At 34.6% G+C, this 21271-nt stretch carries 20 protein-coding genes; 12 read left to right on the plus strand and 8 right to left on the minus strand.

The annotated features are described in order from the left end of the window. Positions 1-35 precede the first annotated feature (35 nt). Positions 36-437: a hypothetical protein gene (locus CRO00_RS12490; RefSeq protein WP_097074011.1), complete on the plus strand. Its 402-nt coding sequence runs from the start codon at positions 36-38 to the stop codon at positions 435-437. Positions 438-752: 315 nt separating this feature from the next. On the opposite strand, the gene CRO00_RS20475 is transcribed toward CRO00_RS12490, so the two are convergent. Continuing rightward, positions 753-1091, minus strand: a complete 339-nt coding sequence (locus tag CRO00_RS20475; RefSeq protein ID WP_237658412.1) for an acetate and sugar kinases/Hsc70/actin family protein — start codon at positions 1089-1091, stop codon at positions 753-755. Positions 1092-1728: 637 nt separating this feature from the next. Here CRO00_RS20475 and CRO00_RS20325 point away from each other — a divergent pair. Further along, complete coding sequence (locus CRO00_RS20325) at positions 1729-1899, plus strand: hypothetical protein (protein WP_202615672.1); 171 nt, start codon at positions 1729-1731, stop codon at positions 1897-1899. Between the two features lie 505 nt (positions 1900-2404). Next, positions 2405-2656 (plus strand): hypothetical protein, encoded by a 252-nt coding sequence (locus CRO00_RS12500; protein WP_097074013.1) that lies wholly within the window; start codon positions 2405-2407, stop codon positions 2654-2656. A gap of 430 nt (positions 2657-3086) precedes the next feature. Here CRO00_RS12500 and CRO00_RS12505 read toward each other — a convergent pair whose 3' ends face one another. After that, positions 3087-4487 (minus strand): flagellin N-terminal helical domain-containing protein, encoded by a 1401-nt coding sequence (locus CRO00_RS12505; RefSeq protein ID WP_097074014.1) that lies wholly within the window; start codon positions 4485-4487, stop codon positions 3087-3089. A 140-nt stretch (positions 4488-4627) separates the two neighbouring features. Then, complete coding sequence (locus CRO00_RS20010; RefSeq protein ID WP_141396971.1) at positions 4628-4774, minus strand: helix-turn-helix domain-containing protein; 147 nt, start codon at positions 4772-4774, stop codon at positions 4628-4630. 325 nt (positions 4775-5099) lie between these two features. On the opposite strand from CRO00_RS20010, the gene CRO00_RS12510 reads away from it, so the two are divergent. Both CRO00_RS12510 and CRO00_RS20480 read left to right on the plus strand, forming a co-directional pair. Continuing rightward, positions 5100-5813 carry a DUF4230 domain-containing protein gene (locus CRO00_RS12510; RefSeq protein ID WP_097074015.1) on the plus strand — a complete coding sequence of 238 codons (714 nt, stop codon included), beginning with the start codon at positions 5100-5102 and terminating at the stop codon, positions 5811-5813. A 302-nt stretch (positions 5814-6115) separates the two neighbouring features. Further along, positions 6116-6271: a hypothetical protein gene (locus CRO00_RS20480; RefSeq protein ID WP_237658413.1), complete on the plus strand. Its 156-nt coding sequence runs from the start codon at positions 6116-6118 to the stop codon at positions 6269-6271. Positions 6272-7018: 747 nt separating this feature from the next. Here the strand turns inward: CRO00_RS20480 and CRO00_RS12520 are convergent. Then, a complete protein-coding gene (locus CRO00_RS12520; protein ID WP_097074016.1) occupies positions 7019-7564 on the minus strand; it encodes a glutathione peroxidase in 546 nt (181 codons plus the stop codon). A gap of 359 nt (positions 7565-7923) precedes the next feature. Between CRO00_RS12520 and helD the strand changes: the two genes are divergently transcribed. The 7 genes from helD (at position 7924) to CRO00_RS12555 (ending at position 15588) form a co-directional block, all read left to right on the plus strand. Further along, a complete protein-coding gene (gene helD, locus CRO00_RS12525) occupies positions 7924-10266 on the plus strand; it encodes an RNA polymerase recycling motor HelD (RefSeq protein WP_097074017.1) in 2343 nt (780 codons plus the stop codon). Positions 10267-10328: 62 nt separating this feature from the next. Beyond that, positions 10329-11177, plus strand: coding sequence for an MBL fold metallo-hydrolase (locus CRO00_RS12530; protein ID WP_097074018.1), 849 nt, complete (start codon positions 10329-10331; stop codon positions 11175-11177). Between the two features lie 63 nt (positions 11178-11240). Next, positions 11241-11936, plus strand: coding sequence for an MBL fold metallo-hydrolase (locus CRO00_RS12535; protein WP_097074019.1), 696 nt, complete (start codon positions 11241-11243; stop codon positions 11934-11936). Between the two features lie 101 nt (positions 11937-12037). Next, positions 12038-13030 (plus strand): hypothetical protein, encoded by a 993-nt coding sequence (locus CRO00_RS12540; protein ID WP_097074020.1) that lies wholly within the window; start codon positions 12038-12040, stop codon positions 13028-13030. Positions 13031-13249: 219 nt separating this feature from the next. Next, positions 13250-13813 (plus strand): sigma-70 family RNA polymerase sigma factor, encoded by a 564-nt coding sequence (locus CRO00_RS12545; protein WP_097074021.1) that lies wholly within the window; start codon positions 13250-13252, stop codon positions 13811-13813. After that, a complete protein-coding gene (locus CRO00_RS12550) occupies positions 13810-14817 on the plus strand; it encodes a DUF4179 domain-containing protein (RefSeq protein ID WP_097074022.1) in 1008 nt (335 codons plus the stop codon). The genes CRO00_RS12545 and CRO00_RS12550 overlap by 4 nt, the downstream gene beginning before the upstream one ends. A gap of 135 nt (positions 14818-14952) precedes the next feature. Further along, positions 14953-15588 (plus strand): nitroreductase family protein, encoded by a 636-nt coding sequence (locus CRO00_RS12555; protein ID WP_097074023.1) that lies wholly within the window; start codon positions 14953-14955, stop codon positions 15586-15588. A gap of 576 nt (positions 15589-16164) precedes the next feature. On the opposite strand, the gene CRO00_RS12560 is transcribed toward CRO00_RS12555, so the two are convergent. The 4 genes from CRO00_RS12560 to CRO00_RS12575 all read right to left on the minus strand — a co-directional run bounded on the left by CRO00_RS12560 (position 16165) and on the right by CRO00_RS12575 (position 21116). Then, entirely contained in the window at positions 16165-16671 is a 507-nt protein-coding gene (locus CRO00_RS12560) for a DUF4367 domain-containing protein (protein ID WP_097074024.1), read from the minus strand. A gap of 204 nt (positions 16672-16875) precedes the next feature. Continuing rightward, positions 16876-17457 carry a hypothetical protein gene (locus CRO00_RS12565; protein ID WP_202615673.1) on the minus strand — a complete coding sequence of 194 codons (582 nt, stop codon included), beginning with the start codon at positions 17455-17457 and terminating at the stop codon, positions 16876-16878. Further along, entirely contained in the window at positions 17441-18847 is a 1407-nt protein-coding gene (locus CRO00_RS12570) for a PQQ-dependent sugar dehydrogenase (RefSeq protein ID WP_097074025.1), read from the minus strand. Before CRO00_RS12570 ends, CRO00_RS12565 begins: the two co-directional genes overlap by 17 nt. Before the next feature lie 124 nt (positions 18848-18971). Further along, positions 18972-21116: a hypothetical protein gene (locus CRO00_RS12575; protein WP_097074026.1), complete on the minus strand. Its 2145-nt coding sequence runs from the start codon at positions 21114-21116 to the stop codon at positions 18972-18974. Between the last annotated feature and the right edge of the window lie 155 nt (positions 21117-21271).

Consider the following 21271-nt stretch of genomic DNA (forward strand, 5'->3'; position numbering starts at 1 on the left):
ATCTAATTAAAGTATAAATATAAAGGGGTGTTGTCGTGAAAGAATTAATGCCGTATTTATGGAAGTTAGCATGGGTTGTCGGTTTATTTTTATTAACAATAATAAGTTTTAATATTGAAAAACATATCGATTCATACTCAACTTCCATACAAAGCATAACACCAGTATATTGTGCTAATTTTTTAATTCATTTAATTTGGGGTGTATATTTATCTTTAATATTAATAAAGAAATGGACTTTTCAAATTAACAAATCTCTATTTTTATGTGTATTTTTACCTTGCTTTCTTTTTTCTGTCATCTTACCAGTTGGCTTTCTTACGTCAATAAATTTCCCTATAGGCGGTGTATGGTTTATAAAAATTGTTTCCTCAGGATTAATTGAAATTGTAGCTGGTTTAACATTTATGTTAAGTATTTTTAATAAGAAAGTGTAAATAATTAAATCATTTCTCGAAGGCAAATTACTAAACTAATGGGGGCTTTAGTTCAATTACATTATTCAACAATTGCGCGCATTGATTAAATAATAGGCAACCGACATAAAAGAGCATCGTACTCATAGTACCAACGCTCTTTCATTGTTTTTATTTAGTTATTCCTAATCCCTCGTACTCATTACCTTCCTCCTGCTGTTCAACGTACCACAAAGAACGCTCGTACAATTCATCCTCAGTTAGTTTAAAAAGAGGAGAATCTAAAATGCAGTAGTAATTATCTCTTGGCATCCAGTGATTTCTCTACACTTTTCCTTATAGTAAATCAAACAAATTACCAAACATTCTTCCTACACCTCTAAATAACCAAAAAACTAATCGGAAAGGCAAGAATAATAATTCTGGTATCATAAATAGGACATCAACAATAAAATCTAAAAATGTATAATCATTATTACTTCTTTTACCTTTTCTAGTTCTATTTTTCTCTCTATTCCACCATTTCTTCATACGGCTCAATCCTTTCTCAAAATAGTCACAGACGTTCTTAATTTCTTTATTTAAATTTACGATTAAGGATTTGTTTGGATTCATTTTTGGAGGAATAAATTGGATTATTTTATGAAGCGTACCGGTTGCGCGGATTGAGTTCATGTTGTTAAGGTGTTTGAAGCAATAGTTAAACAATTAAGAGATTTTTATGAACCGTTCGAAGTCGTTTCATGAAAAAAAGGGGAATACGGTACATTTAATGATGAAGGAGTAAATATGGAAGATGTAAAGGATATATTTTTCCATTAAAAAGGAGGAGGTTTACCTTGGGCGAACAAACAATCTAAAAAACCCCCCTAATAAGCTAAAATAGGGGGAAACAAGATCTGCGTATGAAAAGAAATCTAGGACAATTTTTTCTTTTTGCATTTTCTATTATCGGCGAATGTTGCGATAAAGGTGCCGGACAAAACAGTGATCCATAAAATGAAATCCATTTTTTCATCTCCAATCATTAGAAAGTAAAATAGTATATGTTTAAGATGATAAAAAATTGGTTGAAGCGAATGATTAGACAGAAAACAATTATTTATTAATATTCAATATTTGGACGGAACAAAAAAGAAGAGAACTTAATAAGGCTTCCCATTCACTAATATCAATGGTTTCTAGGGCACTTTGTGAAGGTGTTTGAACTAGAAAATGAGTCCCTTCCCATCTGTTGGTAATTATAGTTTTGCAAGGATTTTAAAAGAAAATATAGGGTAATTTACGGTATTATATGGGTGGGTGAAGCAGAATGAAATCGGTAAATATGCAATTAGACGAAAACAATTGGCTAGAAATAACGCAGGTTAATGGTGAATTATTCGAGGTTCGAGTGAGTCAAAATGGTATTGTTAACGTATTTTATCTAACACAAGAAGAACTAAAAGCGACAGAATATCACTTAACTATGATGGATAATTAAATAGGTAAAAAATCATAAAATCGGTGAAAGTGAAATACTTTTACACAGTTTTATTAGAAGTATGTTTAGTATGGCAGCCGTTGAAAATGACCATTGAAGGATGTGCAGTAAATTCAAAAAGCTGTGTGAACATTTGCGAAGCTGTTTTTGGAAAAAGTGGGTTCGACTCCCGCCGTTCTCAAAATCGTCACGACGTTCTTAACTTTCTTTATTTTAATTTACGATTAAGGATTTTGATTGGTTTCATTTTTTGGAGGAATAAATTGGGATATTTGCGCAAAATAGAAATACTAGGAATTGCGTTTCATAGTCGAATTTTGATAGTAACATTTCATTTAACTTTGTAAAATTTAAAGAATTCCCCATACAAGTTGGTATCTGATTACAGTACCACTAATCATCGTCCTTATTGTTATTACATTTCATCGCATGTTGTTTAGATCAGCAACTTAATGATTCTTTTAATCGGAGTGTAATAGGGTTTGCACTTCAAAATTCTTCAGTAATGCAAACCGGATTGATTCTCGATACGATTGAGCAATCGAAGCTAGCCCGATTACAAAAAAATAAATTATATGAATTATTTATTTCAGAGTATGCTAGTATTCATCATGAAGCGGTCCCTAACGTTTTTTCACTACTGCCAAAACTTGTTCTTGAAGAAAAACTATTATACAAAATTCTGTATATTTACTTAAGTTATATGCATTTTATTCATGTTGAAAGCAATCAATATCAAAATGGAGCAATTAAATAAAATCCAAGCAATAGTTAGAAATAATTTTGTGCCGTAAAGAGAAATACACTTTAGCTATAATAATGTTGGTGAATGGTTACCGCTACTTGAGGATGAAGATGATATAGAAGATGTTCAAAATTGGGTGAGACGTGTAGAGAAAGGCAAAATGACCGTAGAGAAATTTAATCAATATGTCATGGATGTCCTTCTATTAGAAAAGGATTAGTTAAAGATCAAGGATAACTACAATAAATAGCGCGAAAGGCGAGCAAATGAACTGCGCCAGATTGCGATTAGATGACTTCGGTAAGTGCCGGAGTCTTTTTTATAATTGTCCACTTTGGTGGAAGGGAAGAAGGGATGAACCGTATCAAAAACAAAGGTGGTTTTTACTGAAAAATAAGTAGCACCAACCTGCTAATAGATTGGTGCTGACTTATAAAAACAATTAACCTAGTATTTCTAGAATACCTTGGCTCATTTGATTTATTTGAGCCATCATGGATTGTGAAGATTGTAATAATATTTGGTCTTTATTTAACTTAGTTATTTCTTTTGCCATATCAGCATCACGTATTAGTGATTCAGCATTTATTAATTGCTCTTCAGCATTTTTTACATTGTTATAAGAATGTTCTAATCGATTATATAATGCCCCATAAATTGCACGACGTTCTGTTAAAATATTATTTGCAATATCTACCCGACGTAGTGCCTCCATTGTCATCTCATATGATTCTGTAACTGTAATGCTGTTAATCCCTATTGCATTAGAACGATTATCATATAAAGGAATGATTGTTTGCTGAAATTCATTTGCACCGCCCTGTATAATTAAATCCTTTTGAAGTTTATGAGACAAATCAGAGTTTTCCGCAATTACATGTGCTAAATTCGGTGTTAAGTTTTCGGATATATCACTAGCCGATTTTGGTACAAAAATTTCTGTAGCATATTCGCCATATTCATTATTAAAAAACTGTTCAGAATTTCTTACACCAAAAACATAAACTTGAGTACCATTTAACTTATTAGCAAGTGATGTATTATCTAAGTCAGTTCCAAACTCTTCGGAATTCGTATCGGATAAAATAACGTATATTTTTTCACTATCTGTACGTAAGCCTAATTTACTAGGATTATCTACAATATCACTCAAGTGTTTTTCAGTACTTGTAACACCACCTGTTGCTACGTGTTTGTTTTTTAGGTGGTGTTTTACGGCATCAATATCATTTGTAGACATTAAGTCTCGACCTGTATGCACAACACTTGTACTCGCGATTTGCACATCTCCAATTGTCCGCATCTTTTCTACAAAAGTCGACAACCCCTGTGTCACCATTTGAATATCTGTAGCCATCGTTCCAGAATCATCAATTAAAAATACAATATCAAACTTTTTTTCGTTTGGACCACCAGGCTTTAGTTCTTCAGGTGTTAATACTTTAATTGTATTAAATTCTGTTCCCTCAGCAATATCATCAATCCCACGTTTCAAAGCATCAATTTCCAATTGAATTTTTTCTCGATCTTCTTGTGTATTCGTATCATTCGTAGATTTAATAATGAGTTCTCGAATACGAACGAGGTTTGGGTTTTGAATTTGACCAATACCCCCTTCAGCCGTATTGATTAAAGACAATCCATCTTGAATATTTTCCGCGGCTTGTTCTAAACCACGAATTTGAGCTCTCATTTTTTCACTAATACTTAAACCGGCAGCATCATCCGCAGCTTGGTTAATTTTATATCCAGAAGAAAGTTTATTTAATGTTTTATTCAGATCGGTATTTGTTTGATTGTATCGATTTTGAGTAAATAAGCCTTGGTTATATCGAATGCGCATCCTCTTACTCCTTGAATTTTATGTATAGTTAAATAATACTATAAAATTACAAATATGACCATTTATTTGGAATTTTAATAGTATGTGATTTGAACTAAATGAAAAGAAAACCGCACTTAAACTAGTCATGGAGAAACGTATCATAAGTAAATACGGTTTAAAATGTGCGGATTCTGCTGTGCGAATAAAAGTACTTGTACACGCGAGGTGACACCAATTTTACTATAGCGTGTAAAAATGTAGACACGAATCGTTCCTTGGGATAGGTTTAACATTTGCAAGTTCATGATTTTTGCTCCTGTATAATAAGCTTGAAAATTCCCTTTTCACGAGGTGTTAACGGCTCTATTTCTTTATAAGCTCTTTAAGTTTGGTGAAATAGGCTTGTAATGTTGGATTCCAAGTTCCTGCATAGGAAGGGTCGCGGAAAAAATGTTCGGGGTTATTTTTTAATAGTTGAAGAAAAAGAGCAAATAAACAAAGTAGAGTTCATGGGGATTAAGATGCTCTAAATCTGAACTTGGTTATACTCACATAAAATCTTTGTATATATCAACCTGAAAATGGAATTTTTATATTATAATTTTGAGAAAGAGAGGTGGGAATATACTTATGAGTAAAAAAGATAAAGCATTCACGCCATTGGAGAGTGAATTAAAGGAGATTAATAAGAGTAAAGAAGAAATCGGGGTTACTACAGTTTCAGCTCAGGGTAGAGCACATACTAATATCTCGGGTGTAAAGAATTTTTTAATTGTATTGATTCTTATAATTCTTACATCTGGAGTTACTTGGATATTATCCGAAAGTACACAAAAGAAGGAAACCACAATCTTTGTAGAGCAGATTCAAGAATTAGCAATGCTTGCAACAGCTGAAGCTAAAGTAACATTAGTCAAAGAGGAAGTGGATCATAAACTGTTTGGCAAAGATATTTCAGTAGATTTTTTGCCTGGTACAAAGCGAGAAATCTTATTAATTGTTCCTGCTACAGTCATTGCAGGCGTTGATCTTAAAGGATTAACTTCAGATGATATTAAAGTTAGTGAAGATGAAAGGGAATTAGAAATCGTCCTACCACGGGCAACATTTATACAAGATCCAGCAATTCAAATGGATAGTATTAAAACTTTCTCAGACAAAGGGTTACTCAGCGGAGAAGTACAATGGGATGAGGGGTTTGACTTAACAGCGGTAGCGCAGGATGAAATCAAAGAAGAAGCCAAGGAAATGGGTTTATTAAAAACAGCTGAAGAAAGTGCTGAGAAAGTCCTTAAAGGATTTTTTAGTAACCTGGATTATACTGTGAAAATAACATTTGAATAACAGGCTAAGAACTTCAAATAATGAAGTGTACTTAATGTGAAAATGCAAGTAACTGAGAGGAATGGTAGTTCTTCATTTTTTCCAATACATAATTGTTTTTTTAATCTAGAAGGTACTTTTCATGCCCGTTTAAGTGAAAGTGCCGTATTTCATATTCTATAATCTTTTCAATTAGGAAATTTCAATATCCGCTTCAGATTGACCGCAATTATAGCTTTAGCACCTTGCATGTTCATGTCAAATAGATTCATCACTTAGAGAAAAGGGGTTTACACAGGCGAACTATTTATCTCACTTTAAAATTGACCGAATTATATCAAGTCTCTTTCTACGTACGTCAATCCATTGAACCAATAAGTGCGGAAACAAACATAAAAATAGAGATTGATGAACGTTTATCGGAATGCATATTAAGTACACTTGGTTTGAAAAACTTAGAGCAACATTTAATGATTTGAGTTGAAATTTGAAGGGGAGAGTCGAGTAACGAAGCTAGGATGCGTTTAGTAAATGTTGTAGAAGAAACTTTCAAAAGTAAATTTTGAAAACACCATAATCGTTACACACTTAAATATAATGACCCTTCTACTAAAGTACAATGATTACAGTTTTAACTTTGATAGATGGAAAGGTCTTAGTAATACTGATATTTTTATTAAGTTACATAAACAATGAAGTAAATATAGCACGTCTATAGCGAAAGCAACTAATAATTGATTTCTTTTTAAAACACTTCCTTTTTTAAATGAGGTGTTTAACATTTACTACTCCCAAAAACTGTACGAGCATTTGTATGAAGCTAAAATTGCTGGTTCGACTCCCGCCGTCTCCATACATAGGATTTCAGAGGATATCAATGGAGGTTAAACCCTTGCTATATAAGAGGAGCTTTGACCTTTTTCCTTTGTTATTGAAAAACATCAAATAGCATAATCTTATTTGAAATTTAAGTGAGTCCGTTTTTACTAGTTCACAATATGAGCATTAAATAAAGTATCAGGGAGTTTTAGTTTACTGTCTTTTTGGAGATAATACCTTATTCTTGTGTGGAGTTTACAGATATTTGTAATGGTGGTATACAGAAAATTATTAGATAATCGCTATGGTATTGCTGAATGCTAACTCACGGTGAACCGTATCATCTTTTTATTTATAAAAGCCCAACATTTTATTTAAAACCTGTTGGGCGCTGTTTTCTAAACTGTTTAAAGTAATGCTTGGATTGCTTGTTCGATATCAAGGATCGAATCATCCGGCTCAAAACGAGCAACAACCTTCCCCTTACGATCCACTAAGAATTTTGTGAAGTTCCAACGAATATTATTTCCCATTAAAAAATCTGGATACATTTCTTCAATTCTACTAAACAATATTTTTGATTGCATCGTGTCTCTTTTAATTTCTGCTGGTTCCACTTCATGCTTTAAATAATTAAATAATGGATGCGTGTTCTCGCCATTTACATGAATTTTATCAAAAATAGGATAGGTAACACCAAATTGCCCCTTACATTGAGCAACTGTTTGTATGCCATCTTCCGGGTTTTGATTGCCAAATTGATCACAAGGAAAAGACAGCACGACAAATCCATCATCATTGTACTTTTCATATAACTTCTGTAAATCTTCGTACTGATATGTAAATTGACATTGGCTGGCTGTGTTGCAAATTAGCATTACTTTCTCTTTGTACGTTTGCATAGAGAGAATATCTCCGTCAGGCTTTGCCACTAAATAATTATAAATTCCCATGATGAATAACCTCCATTTATATTTAGTAGTATATAAGAATAATAATGAGTAATCCAAAAGTTTGCTTTAAAACAAGTTATTGTAAAAAAGTAAAAGGATACCGTAAGTGCAGGACTAAATAAATAAACCACCTAGAACGCTAGGAATTTCAGCGTTTTTAGGTGGTTTTGGTTTTAGGATGGGAAGGGATTATTAAGCAAAAAAATACACCTGCCAAATGTATTGAAAAAAATGTAGGCACGTGGTAAATTTATATAGATATGCACAATTAATTATTTTGTCGCATATTTATCCTATTTTAATTATACAGGAAAGTCCCTCGTTAGTCAACTCTTAAATCTGTTGAAGGAGTGAATGGAATGAATTTAGATTTCCAACGTGAACAAAAACGATTGAATGGTGTGATGGATGTAATTACAGATCGAATACTTCAACTGGAATCGGAAACGTCAAAGCTCCGAAATGAAGTGGTAAATACTCGCAAGCACTTTTGGGATGAAGTCAAAGTGAATACAGATACGTTTGATGACTATTTAGAAACGATTATTAGCTTAAGACAAGAAGCTCAAGCATTATCTGTCGGAGAAAGTACGCATGGTCACGCAGCAAGACGATTAGCTTCTTTACGCCGTATGCAGTCAGCTCCTTATTTTGGAAGAATTGATTTTCTGGAAGAGGGATATTCAGAACAGGAACAAATTTATATTGGTATTTCTTCGCTTATGGATTCAAGTGGTGAGGACTTCCTTATTTATGATTGGAGAGCACCGATTTCAAGTGTCTACTATGATTATGAGCCAGGACCTGCACAGTATATGACGCCGGGTGGTAAGATTAATGGAAGCCTAGAGAAAAAGTGGCAATATGTTATTCGTGATGGAAAACTGCAATCGATGTTTGACACAAGTCTCACAATTGGTGACGATGTTTTGCAACAAGTTTTAGGCAAAGGCGCGGATAAGTATATGCAGAGTATCGTTGCAACTATCCAAAAGGAGCAAAATCGAATTATTCGCCATGACCAAGGGCGTTTGCTGATTGTGCATGGTGCAGCTGGCAGTGGTAAAACTTCTGCAGCACTTCAGAGAATTGCATTTTTATTATATAAATATCGTGATTATATAAAAGCAGACCAAATCATATTGTTTTCGCCAAATGCTTTGTTTAACAGCTATGTTTCCCATGTACTTCCCGAGCTCGGTGAAGAAAATATGCAACAAGTGACCTTTCAAGAATATTTGGATCATCGTTTAAGTAAAGATTTCCACGTAGAAAATCCATATGATCAATTGGAGTATGTTTTAACAGCAACGAAAACTTCTTCGTATGATACAAGAGTTAAAGGTATTCAATTTAAAGCATCTGGCAAATTTTTTGATGCGATCAAACTATATAGAGAAACTTTAGAAACATCAGGCATGCTCTTTAAAGATGTAAAGTTCAGAGGGAAAATCATCATTTCGGCGCAACAATTATCACAGACATTTTATAGTGAGGGTATTTCACTAGATTTCCATAGCAGATTAGAAAAACTAAAGAAATGGCTAATGAGTAAATTAAAGGAAGTAGAAAAAATTGAAAGTTTGCAGCCGTGGGTAGAGGATGAAATCGAGCTACTCAGCAACGAGGCTTATCATAAAATTCACAAGTATTTAGCTAAGAAAAATGGCTTTGAACGAGAAGAACAAGGTAACTATGAGATGGATCGTAAAGCGCTTGCTCGAGTAATCGTTCGCCTAAAATTAAAGCCACTAAGAAAACAAATTCAAGCGTTACAGTTTATTGATATACAAGGGATCTATGAGCAAATTTTTGCAAAACCATTATTGATGCAACAGTTATTAAAAGGAGAAGTACCTGAAAAATGGGAAGATATTTGTCAATCTACCCTTCAAATGTTAGAAGTGGGAAAACTGTATTATGAAGATGCAACACCGTTTTTATTGTTGCAGGAATTGATTCTAGGTTTTGAAACGAATCGTTCAATCAAACATATCCTGATTGATGAAGCGCAGGATTATTCACCTTTTCAATTTGAGTTTCTAAAGCGCTTGTTCCCTTCAGCAAAGATGACAGTACTAGGTGATTTTAATCAAGCAATTTTTGCCCATGCAAGTGAAGTGGTCGATTTCCGAGTTCTTAATCACTTATATGGAGAAAAAGAAACTGAAGTAATCAACATGACACGTAGTTATCGTTCAACAAAACCCATTATCGAATATACACGTAGTCTCATTGCGAATGGGGAACAAATTATTCCATTCGAACGTGCTGGTGAGCTTCCGGTGGTAACACAAGTGAATACTCATACAGAATTGCACAATTACATTATGTCTAAAGTTTCGGAATTGCAAAGTGAGGGCTATGGAAGTATTGCGATCATTTGTAAATCAGAGAAGGAAAGTAAGGCTGCATTTGAGGCGTTACACAAAATCGATGGTATCAAGCTTATAAAATATGGCTCAGCAGAATATGAGAAAGGGGTTGTAGTAATCCCTTCATATTTAGCAAAGGGTATTGAATTTGAAGCGGTCATTATTTACGATGCATCTGAGCATATCTATGGAGATGAGAGTTTACGGAGAGTCTTTTACACGGCTTGTACGAGGGCAATGCATGAACTCCAGCTTTATAGCGTAGGAAAACCTAGCCCTTTTATACAAAAGGCGTTGCGGGAAAGACTGCTTCATTCGAATTCCTAAATTTTTTACGAGTAAACAACAATGATTTGATTTAAAATAAAAAAGAAAAGGGGGAGTTCTTTATTCACTCTATACATAAAATAGGTAACAGTTTTTGGTATATCACGCCAATTTCGTTAACGGACCGTCCGATTTTAGGCATGGTGGTTGGTGAGAAAAAGACATTACTGATTGATGCAGGTAACTCAGAAAGTCACGTGAATTATTTTCTGAACGAACTGAAAAAAAGGGAAATTCCAAATCCAGATCTCGTCGTCCTAACACACTGGCATTGGGATCATATTTTCGGTCTTTCCGCATTATCCCATACAGTTTCAATTGCTTCTACAGAGACTAGCATAGAAATGGAAAAGCTGATCCCATTTTCCTGGTCAGATGAGGCGATTGATGCGCGGGTAAAAGAAGGCGTAGAAATTGAATTTTGTGCCAAAGCAATAAAGGAAGAATACAAAAATCACCGGGACATTCAGGTTACGTTGCCAGATATGACGATTGAAAAAAGGGCAGAAATCAATCTTGGTGGTGTGACTTGTATCGTACAACATGTGGGAGGGGACCATGCTGCAGATTCTGTCGTAGTGTATATTAAAGAAGAAAAGATTCTCTTCCTCGGGGATTGTATTTATCCAAAAATGTATGCCCCAAAAGTACACTATACAATTGAAGAAACCTTACGAGTACTAGATGAAATAGAATCCTTTGAAGCTGAAAACTATATACTTTCCCATCAACAACCCATTTCAAAAGAGGAATTTGATAGGGAAGTGACCTTGCTTAGAACCATTGCGAAATTTACAAAGATTTGTGAAGGTGATCAACAGAAAATAATGAAGGAATACGAAACCTACGTAAAAAGGGAACTTACTGAAGATGAAATAGAGACCATCATCTATTTTGTAAATGGTTATTAAATGATTCAATAAAGTCATCAAAACATACTTTTAATGTTTTGGTGACTTTATGGGGGAAGAAAAATGAAGATTATAGAACTACCAATTGAATTTGAATTTAATGGGCAAGAAAATACCATTTATCCTAGCTTAATTATACTAAATAATGAACTCACTTTGGTCGATACAGGGTATCCAAATTTTTTACGTTTAATTGAAAATGAGATTATTCATAATGGATACGAAATGAAAAATTTGAAGAATATCATCATTACACACTATGATGATGATCATATTGGTTCCTTATCTGATTTCAAGGAAAAGTATCCTTGGATTAACATCATCGCTAGTGAAATGGAATCAAAATCCATTAGTGGCGAAATGAAGTCAGAGCGATTGGTTCAAGCCGAAGAAATACTAGAAAATATGCCACTTGACCAAATCGAATTTGGTAAATGGTTTATCAAGCAATTAAAGAATTTGAAGTATGTTTCGATTGATAAAAAGGTTCATGATGGTGATATGATTCTAGACAATAAATGTAAAGTAGTAGCAACACCAGGCCATACTTCAGGGCATATTTCTTTATATTTTCCAAGCTTAAAAAGTGTAATTACCGGGGATGCCGCTGTTCATGAAAATCATGAATTGGTCATTGCCAATCCACATTTTTGTCTAGATGTTGAAAGAGCAGAACAATCTTTGAGAAAGCTGAAAAACATGAAAGCTGAAACTTACTATTGTTATCATGGTGGTCCTAAACGTAAGTATGGGCGGTAGGAAATTTAATTGAAGATTATTTGATAATTAATTATATTGTCTTATAAATTCTATTGTTATATTATTGGTTTAAATAACCAATATTGGAGTGTATGCCCTTAATGAAAAGATTACTATTATTAATTCCGGTACTAATTATCGCTTTAATGGTACCAAGTATGACCACAGCTTCAGCTAATACAAATTATCACATGTGGAATGGGACTACGAAAGAAATCGACCTGTCGAAAGATGTACGAACGATTACATTTTCACAAGCAATCAATGAATCTCAATTACTTAAAAATGGTGCACAGCTTATTCAATTGTTTGATATTACAAATCCAGAAAATAAGCAACAACTCCTGACTTCTTTATCAATCGACCAAAAGGATGCAAGAAAGGTTCATGTCCATCTGCAAAAAGGTTACGCTTATAAAGCCGGTCATACATATTCTTTAGTAATTGAAAAAGATGTTTCATCCGCAAAGTCAAAACCATTAGAACAAGGGGTACAATTTAACTTTAAGATGAATGATAAAGCTCCTGTTCCTATAACATTTGGGAAAAGTTATAAAGTGACAAACTTAGACACTTCAACTAAAAGAAACTATGTGAATGTGTCAAAAGGAGCATTTTATGTAGGATATAATCAATATGGAAATATGGAATGGGATGACGTAGATACCTATTACACGTATATTCCTATGTTTGGTAATACTACTGCAATTATCTCTTACTTGCCGGGTGTAGATAGTGAAATTCTAGAACAAGAAAACTTTATGGTAGAACCAACGACAGATGTTGCATTTTATGGGATGAAAATTAACGAGGGAGACTCCATCGAAATTACGAATAATCATGATGAACAATCACTAAAAGTCTTTTTCGGAAATAAAGAAGCATCATCTCGTGTCTCCTATGTAAATTACTTGCAAGATGGTACAATCTTCCACTCAGAAACCGATCGACAAATAGAACGTTATGATTACACGAGCGCAGTACAAGCAAAAGGCAAAGTAATCATTAAAAATTTAGGGAAGAATCCGTTATACGTATTTAGTCAAAAAACTAAGTGGGATTATACAGAAATGAAAATGGTAAATGAAGATTAAAGCCATTCCAATTTAATATTTTTCCTAAAGAAGCGATTGCATAAAAAAGTGCAATCGTTTTTTACTTTACCAAAATAGTTCCAAATGCGCGTTTCCTGCAATCATACAGGAACGCCTTCTTTAGTTTGATATCATTATGATAGGTTTTGAGAATAAAAAGGGTTAGCTTTCGTTGTACTTTATGAAAAAGCTTTTTCAATAACATAGGGAGCGAAGTAAATGAAAAGTTCTTCAACCAACTTTATTAAGCGATTAAAAAAACAAAAAGAAGATGCACTCGAGTATATCATTGATGCCTATTTACCACTCGTCAAAACAATCGCTACGAAAATTTTACACAATATGAAACGACAAGATATTGATGAATGTATCAATGACGTTTTTTTAACAGTTTGGCAAAATGCACACCAATTTCAAGGAGATGCACAAGATTTTAAAAAGTGGATTGGTATGATTGCAAAATATAAAGCAATCGATCGATATCGCCAAACCGAAAAACAAATGGCACGAGAACAAGTAGATGGACCACTTGAACATAAAGCGAGTAGTTTACAGACAGATCGATTCATCATACAACGTGAGGATAAAAATGAAATATTACTCGCTATTAGTCAATTAGCAGAAATTGATCGAGATATTTTCATCATGAAGTATTATTTGGAGCTATCCAATCAAGAAATCGCAGAAAATTTAAGTCTTTCCAAAGCTGCTGTTGATAATCGCCTATATCGAGGGAAAAAGATATTAGCCACAAACACCAAATTAAAGGAGCGATTTTTATGAGTATAAAAAAGTGGATGGATTTAGACATCGATAACCTTGAGCTTTTAGAAGTGACCAATTTGGAGAAGGCACGTGTCAAACAACATGTATTAAAAAAACATAAAAAAGCACCCTTTTGGCGAAATATTGCAGTTGCTTCTATTATCATTCTTGGTGCTACAGTGACAACTGGATTTGCCTTCCCGACAATCGCATCACAAATTCCGTTTATGGATCAAATCATCAGTTATTTTAAGGATGAAAACCAGACTAATAATTTTGAAACCTTCTCGACCGATGTTGGACTTGTGCAGACGAGTAATGGTATTACGGTCATGATTGAGAATGCAGTATATGATGGAACAAATATTACCGTATCTTATGCAATTGAAACGGAGCATCCATTTAACGATTCACTGTCACATCACTGGTTTGATGTAGAGGGGGCAATAGCAGCTAGTGGTTCAGATGCAATGAAAAAAATTACCGACACACATTATGTTGGGATGACAACAATTACACCAACCTTCAAAGGTGATGTACATCCTGAAACGGTGCAGGTAACTTGGAAGCCAACATCATTTTCAGATAATGAAGGGGTAGAAGTAAAAGGCGATTGGTATTTTGCTTTCTCAGTCGAACGGTTAGAAGGAAACCTAGAACTACTGAACAAAACCGTGCAAAACAAAGATGTGACGTTTACCTTGCAATCTATTGAATATACCCCGGTATCAACAAATATTTCATATGAACAAGTGGTGTCGGATGAACTGCTTCAATCGTGGGATAGTGTGACACCTGTATTTAAAATTACAGATAACCTTGGACATGTGTATTTAGATAAACTTAGTGGTGGAGGGATGTCTCCTGATCATTTTAAAACATTTAAAGGAACAACAGAATTTGGTACTATTCAGGAAGAAGCAAGTCAACTAATCATTCAACCAATTGGCATTGCAAGTTTGAATGATGGAAAAGGTCAAATAGAAATTGAACTTGATCCGATTGTGATTGATTTGAAGTGACCTTTTTCATTTTATAGCATGTTTTTTATTCGTTTATTATTGGTGGGGTTCTTTACTTTCTGAACGTTATTCGTGGTAAAATGGTTGTGGTTTTATGAAACATCTGACAATTTCGTAGAGAAGAGGACTACATGCATGAACTTTGAAGATTTAGTCATATCACGCCATTCTGCAGTGAACTTTATTAAAGAAGAAAAAATGACAGAAGAGGATTTTAAGAAAATCTTTGAATTAACAAAATTGGCACCAAGCGCTTTTAACTTACAATTCACAAATTATCTGGTAATCACAGACGAAGAAAAAAAGGAACGAGTAAGAGAGTTAAGCTATAACCAATATAAAATTCATACAGCAAGTGCTGTGATTATTGTAATGGGCAATAAAAAGAGTATTGAGCCTTCAGAAGCAGAGAAAATCTATAGTCCAATGAAAATGCTAAAAATGATGGATGAAGTAGATTACGACATGACAATGGAAGCCATTAAAAATTATGGTGAGGGCTTAAAAGAGGATCAACATAATATCGAACTGGAATTAGCCCGAAACACCGGCCTTCATGCAATGTTATTTATGCTAAGTGCAAAACATTTTGGATTTGATACATGTCCAATGCATGTTCATAATGTCGAGCAATTAAGAGCAGAGTTCAATATCCCAAATCACCTAATGCCAGTGATGATGATTACAATTGGGAAAAGCGTGGATAAAGAGCGCCCACGTGGATACCGTAAACCTGTGGGGGAATTTGTGAATTTTAATGGATATAAATAAAATAGGTTTATCTGAAAAAGCGATTGCATAAAAAGTGCGATTGCTTTTTCTTTTAATAGTATAGTTTAAGGGGTGTTCAAAGACTATAAAAGAAGGGAAGTAATGCAGATTTACTCATATTGCATACTCTCTATTATTAAGGACTTTACTGAACGACTTTCATAGACCCTTGAAGGACAAAACCCCATGGAAAAGCGAATGGAGTGACCTTCATACGCCCGAGGAAAGTCAAAACCACGAGGAAAAGCGAATGGAGTGATCTTCATACGCCCGATGAAAGACAAAACCACGAGGAATAGCGAATGGAGTGACCTTCATACGCTCGATGAAAGACAAAACCCCGAGGAAAAGTGAATGGAGTGACCTTCATACGCGGGATGACCGACAAAACACCATGGAATAGCGATTGGGTGACCTTCATCATACGCGGGATGATCGACAAAACATCGAAGAAAAGTGATTACCTTAATCACCTAATGAAACACAAAACCCCGAGAAAAAGTGATAACTATATTGAATTTTTTAACTGAAATAAAGACCGGCTGTATTAGTTGGAATTCACATTATCAATAGATTCTACTTTACGACCTTCATAGACCTTGCAATTTCTAACATGATTTCTTTAGGAATCCTTGAACTATTCATTTCAATAGAAGTTCCATCCTGTGTCCATAGCAATAATCCGCCCGTGATTAGTTCTCCTTTCGTATCTACCTCTCCACTGTTCCCCCATGAGCTAAAAATGCCTTTATTTGCATTTATATCAACTTCCTCTGCATTTGGACTTAGAAATTTCCCTTTATTGGAAGATCCTTTACGCTGTTCAATTCCGACTTTAAGGATAGTGTCGTCTTTATCCATATAGTGCAATCTGAAATGTGTAAAGTTTTCTTCATCTATAGGGTATGTCTTAATCTCTAATGTCCAATCAGTAGGTGTTTTCTCGGGTACAAAGACGGGGAAATCCACCTTTTCTTTCACTTCTGAAACTGTGATGCTGTCATGGTTGTACTTGATTTCCTTTGCTTGGACTACAAATGGCGTAAAGAAGATTGTAACGATAGCAATTATCTTTAGTAGCATGTGTTAACCACCTCCTAATGGGCTATAGGTAGTAGCATTTCCTTATTAGGTTCAATTATTAGGCTACATCAAGGGTATTTGAAAAAGGTTATCTAAATGTATGGAAGAAACTAATAGAATCGGGTGTGCGAGGGGAATGCACTAAAGGCTAGATTCGCATATTGCTAAAATCTAGCCGAATACCAAATGCGCCTATAGAAAACCTCATTTAAAGTGGATAAACTCTATCGCCTTTGTAGAACTGTTTAAACTTAATACATTGATCCTAATTAAATAATTAATAAATTTTCTAAGGCATATAGTCCAGATGCTGACGTAAACAAGGGAAAATAAAGTATAACTCACTAAAGTTAAAGGAATTGAATCCACACTTATAAAATCTCCAAATGCTGAAATCCCCACAATATAAGTTAGTAAAATCATGCCTATAGATAATATTATGCTCGAATAGAAAATAGAAACAAACAACCCCTTCCGATAAAGAAATGTTCCTAAAACAATCCCAAGTAATCCAGTAGTAAACAGCAAAATTACAGCTTCTTGCACATTCACTAAAACAAGAATCAACGCAGAAGCAAAAAATACCGCCAATCCAAGAGAAATATTAGACAAAGCTGCAATTGCAATAGGAAGTGTACTTAATGGACTTAAAAGCAAACCAATCGCAGGTAAAAATACCGGTGCCGATTGCATGGATACCGTAAGTGTGGTTAAGACACCCCCAATACTAATGAACCTCATCTTGTTCATTTTTCCCGTCCTTTTAGTATCACGGAATAATTTCAAAGACAGTTCCTTTATTGTAATCCGTCACATTCGCAGAGCCATAAACCCCTAAATAAAGTCTCGTTTGATCCAGATTCGTTCCTAAACTAACATAATAAGCAGATTGAGACCCAAAATTATAATCCGTTTCAATGACACTATAATCATTTAGCTGACCATCGATTCTTGCTCGGGTATAAGCTAGAACGCCTCGAGCAGGTGGTGGAGATCCCTCATCCCGGGCGAAATCTGTAAACACCACGCTTCCCGATAAATCAGGAATTCTGTGCCCCATATAGGCTTGCACTCCTGTAAGCGCAGTTCCTCTAAACTTATCAGCGCGGGACTCTTGATGATAATAACAAGTTAATGGCTGAAGACGTTTTACGGAAGTGTTTACGGCATCGTCAAAATAGGCAGTGGAGATCTCATCCAAAGACGGATTTGTAGAGCATTCCTTGATCAACGAAGTAGGAAAAGTGCCTTCCCACCCTCGCCAGCCAAAATTAGTCAACCCTTCATTCTCAGCTTTTAGAAGTGCAGTTTGAACAAGCTGAATCACCGGTATGGGTTTATACTGAACGAATGAAAAAATGGACTCGACCAAATCCTGTCCGACATTTCCAACATATTTTATATACTGATTAAAAAAATGTTGATAGGAAATGCCGGGTATATTTCGAACGCCTTTAGCAATGACCGTAAGTGTTTCCTGAATCGATGGGGGAAGTTCATTAAAACGTGTGACGATAGGTGGGTTATTGATAAATATATTCCGATCCACATCAATTTCAATAATTTTACCGGCGATTTCTAAATCATCCTGGCTCAAATTAAATGGATCATAGCCAGACCCACCATCCCCAGTTGTTAACACAAGTTTTCCTGTTTCAGGTGAAAAGTTTAAGCTATTGATTCCATTATGATTCATAAACGGTCTACGTAAATTCAGTAATGTCCGTCGTTTTTCTGGTTGACCATTCGGCGGTACAATCCATTCTTCCACGGTATCAATATGATCATAATGATTTTCTCTATCCAACCACTTGAGATTTAACGTTTTCGGGTCACAGGGGTCCGGGGTGAAAGAACCTTGAAGCGCGCCTGAACCTTGTGAGCCAGCGACGGAATAATGTAGATAAAACAACCCGTTATAATAAAACCCGGGATGAAAGGCTAACCCAAGCAAACCGCGTTCATCATAACCACCAGCAGCACCGAGTTGAATGATTCGGGAGCGAATATCTAAAAACGTGTTGATAGTGCCATTTCCAATGTGAAAAATTTCCCCGACTTGAGTGGCTATAAACAATCGTTCAAATCGATCCCCCGGAAGGATAGCTGTCTTCAAAACAGTGGGTAAATTGATATTACTCACAATCGGCTGTAAACCAACTTTCACTTTATTCAACAACCTACCACCTTTATCCGTTTTTTCTTATTCAACAATATGGTTAGAACTTTTTTATTAGTACAATGGATACCTTCAAAAAAAGGCCGGATTCCAAATGGTAACCCAAGCCTATATAATCAAATCACTCCACCTCAAACCACTCATGCATCTGTCTTAAAATTTGCGTTACGTAATTGCGAGCCTCCCGTGCAGTTCGAATCGTTACAAATTGTGCGTGGGCTGGTCGGTTGCGATACTTCATTCGAACATCTGACGTTATCATCTTCGCAAAATTCCCCTGTTTTAGCTGCTCTTTCCCTGTAGGCGTTAATATCTCAAAAACATATTGATAGAATAATTTTTTCAATTCAACATCCACATCATTTTCGCGAATTTTTGAAATCTTCCCGAGCAAAAATTCCAGTGGCCCCAGTTCAAGTCCTGTTTTATCTTTTTTATGGATGGTTAGTAAATTGGAATACAATGATAACCACGGTTTTTGTTTATCTCCTTCAACTTCTTGGATCATCGTTAATAAACTATCCCACTCAATTTTCGGCAGTATTTGCAGTATCAATTTTTGGTTTAATTCCAGTTCGATGATTCTAAAATAGCCTAAACACAACATCCCGGCATCACTGATAGAATCAGTATTCTCGGAAATATTTAAGAAAATATTTTCATTCGAACGCCAAGCTGCTTGTCCCATGGGTGATAACTGTTTAACCCAACTATTTTGTTCAAGTAATGAGTCAAGTTGTTCCTTTTTTTCTTGAAATTCAGGAAAAGATTCTAAATAACCTAATAAACATTCTGTGAACTGTGGATCATCAGAATCATTTTGTAAATACGCAAAAGTTAAACATTCAAACTGGATCATGCGCGGCTGACCAATTATGTAGTCGATAAATAATAAAACAAATTTCGTAAAATGATGAGGGCTTAACGCCTGAAAAATTCGAATTCCCTCTAAAATGATATCATCAGTAAGAGACGGGGAATTGAGCCATAAATATTTTAGTAAATCAATTTCAATCAGTGGCTGGTTTACATCATCTACAGAAAAATCGGTCCATTGATTAATACATTCTATTAAGTTCGTAAAATCTTCATCCTGTAGCTCTTTTGTAATTTCTTCATCTTTATATAACGATTGTAAGGCAGCTGTTTTTTGTGATTCGATAACTTTTAATTTTTCAAAATAAGAGAGAATCAAATGCACCGAATTTGTGACATACTGCAGTTTATGGTACGGATTTGTCGTTTCTAAGTAATCAATTGACAATGTATCTGTTCCTTGTAGTGTTAAATGCTGCATTAAGTAATGATAAAAATCCTTTGTAAGCGGGGGATTTTTTTGTTGGTGCTCGTAAATTTTTTGTTTATCCCCTTGAAGTGCAAAAATATCCAGTTTATAATTCATCATTTCTTCATAGAACCGGTTTTGTTCATCCATCTGTTTAAATTGGTGAAGTGCACGATCAAACTCTCCAATCTTATAAGACGTTAATCCCTCATAATAATGAAGTTCTTCCTTTGGTAGTTTATCCTCGAGTGATCCAATAAGCTTAAATGCATCCAAAATAAAATGATTCTTGATGAAATATTGTAACTTTTCATATGTATCCTCAGGGGCTTTATCTTTCACTCTTTTTCCTTTAATGTTGGCAAGAACCACCATAGGATATCGAGTTATATAACCATTTAATAATTTATGCTGACTATAAAGTTGCGTAATGGTTTGTAGCTCTCTCTTTGAAATTTTAGTATGGAACTTTTTATTTTCCCGTGAAGTTTCAATTAAGCTTCGTACTTTCGTAATCGTTTCCGTCATCCCTCGCGACTCTGAAAATTGCTTCCATAAAGCGTAAAGTTCATCATCATTTTTAATCAAATTCATGATTGAGACAAATTCATCATTTAGAAGCTGTTCAATATGTATATATGTTTTTAATAAAGTTAATTTTTTGCTAACGTATTCTTCTGCTGGAGTCTCTTTGGAAAACTCAGCATTCATCCATTGATAAAATGTAACATAGTCTGGTTTTTCCTGGGCTTCTAGCAAAAACGCATTGCTAGTTCGGTAATAAATACTTAAATAATGTTGTAATCGCGTCTCAAAATCAAATTTTAATACTGTTTGTGGTAACGGAATGTCTCCAGTAAAAATACTTTCAAATGTATAAGGGTATGAAAAAGAAAAACGTTCCTCTGCATTTCGATATATATTTAATGGGATAATAGAATCCGTTTGAAAATTATTGAATATTAATTTCTTTTTAGCCATCTCGTTGCCTACTTTCTAAATAATTGTGAATGCAAGTTACGCATGAATTCATTATATGCATAATCATACAGGTAATTAAACCAATAAAGGGAAATGTATAGATTTAAGTAACGTATACCTTTGAATGTGTTATTATCAATAGGTTGAATAATAGA

It is taken from the genome of Ureibacillus xyleni (assembly GCF_900217795.1).
Taxonomy (GTDB): Bacteria; Bacillota; Bacilli; order Bacillales_A; family Planococcaceae; genus Ureibacillus; species Ureibacillus xyleni.

Coding starts and splice junctions, on each gene's coding strand:
- CRO00_RS20010 (WP_141396971.1), bottom strand. CDS start 4,774: ATGAACTTGCAAATGTTAAACCTATCCCAAGGAACGATTCGTGTCTAC.
- CRO00_RS12520 (WP_097074016.1), bottom strand. CDS start 7,564: ATGGGAATTTATAATTATTTAGTGGCAAAGCCTGACGGAGATATTCTC.
- CRO00_RS20325 (WP_202615672.1), top strand. CDS start 1,729: ATGAAATCGGTAAATATGCAATTAGACGAAAACAATTGGCTAGAAATA.
- CRO00_RS20475 (WP_237658412.1), bottom strand. CDS start 1,091: ATGAACTCAATCCGCGCAACCGGTACGCTTCATAAAATAATCCAATTT.
- CRO00_RS12560 (WP_097074024.1), bottom strand. CDS start 16,671: ATGCTACTAAAGATAATTGCTATCGTTACAATCTTCTTTACGCCATTT.
- CRO00_RS12500 (WP_097074013.1), top strand. CDS start 2,405: ATGCAAACCGGATTGATTCTCGATACGATTGAGCAATCGAAGCTAGCC.
- CRO00_RS12540 (WP_097074020.1), top strand. CDS start 12,038: ATGAAAAGATTACTATTATTAATTCCGGTACTAATTATCGCTTTAATG.
- CRO00_RS12545 (WP_097074021.1), top strand. CDS start 13,250: ATGAAAAGTTCTTCAACCAACTTTATTAAGCGATTAAAAAAACAAAAA.
- CRO00_RS12555 (WP_097074023.1), top strand. CDS start 14,953: ATGAACTTTGAAGATTTAGTCATATCACGCCATTCTGCAGTGAACTTT.
- CRO00_RS12535 (WP_097074019.1), top strand. CDS start 11,241: ATGAAGATTATAGAACTACCAATTGAATTTGAATTTAATGGGCAAGAA.
- helD (WP_097074017.1), top strand. CDS start 7,924: ATGAATTTAGATTTCCAACGTGAACAAAAACGATTGAATGGTGTGATG.
- CRO00_RS12505 (WP_097074014.1), bottom strand. CDS start 4,487: ATGCGCATTCGATATAACCAAGGCTTATTTACTCAAAATCGATACAAT.
- CRO00_RS12575 (WP_097074026.1), bottom strand. CDS start 21,116: ATGGCTAAAAAGAAATTAATATTCAATAATTTTCAAACGGATTCTATT.
- CRO00_RS12550 (WP_097074022.1), top strand. CDS start 13,810: ATGAGTATAAAAAAGTGGATGGATTTAGACATCGATAACCTTGAGCTT.
- CRO00_RS12510 (WP_097074015.1), top strand. CDS start 5,100: ATGAGTAAAAAAGATAAAGCATTCACGCCATTGGAGAGTGAATTAAAG.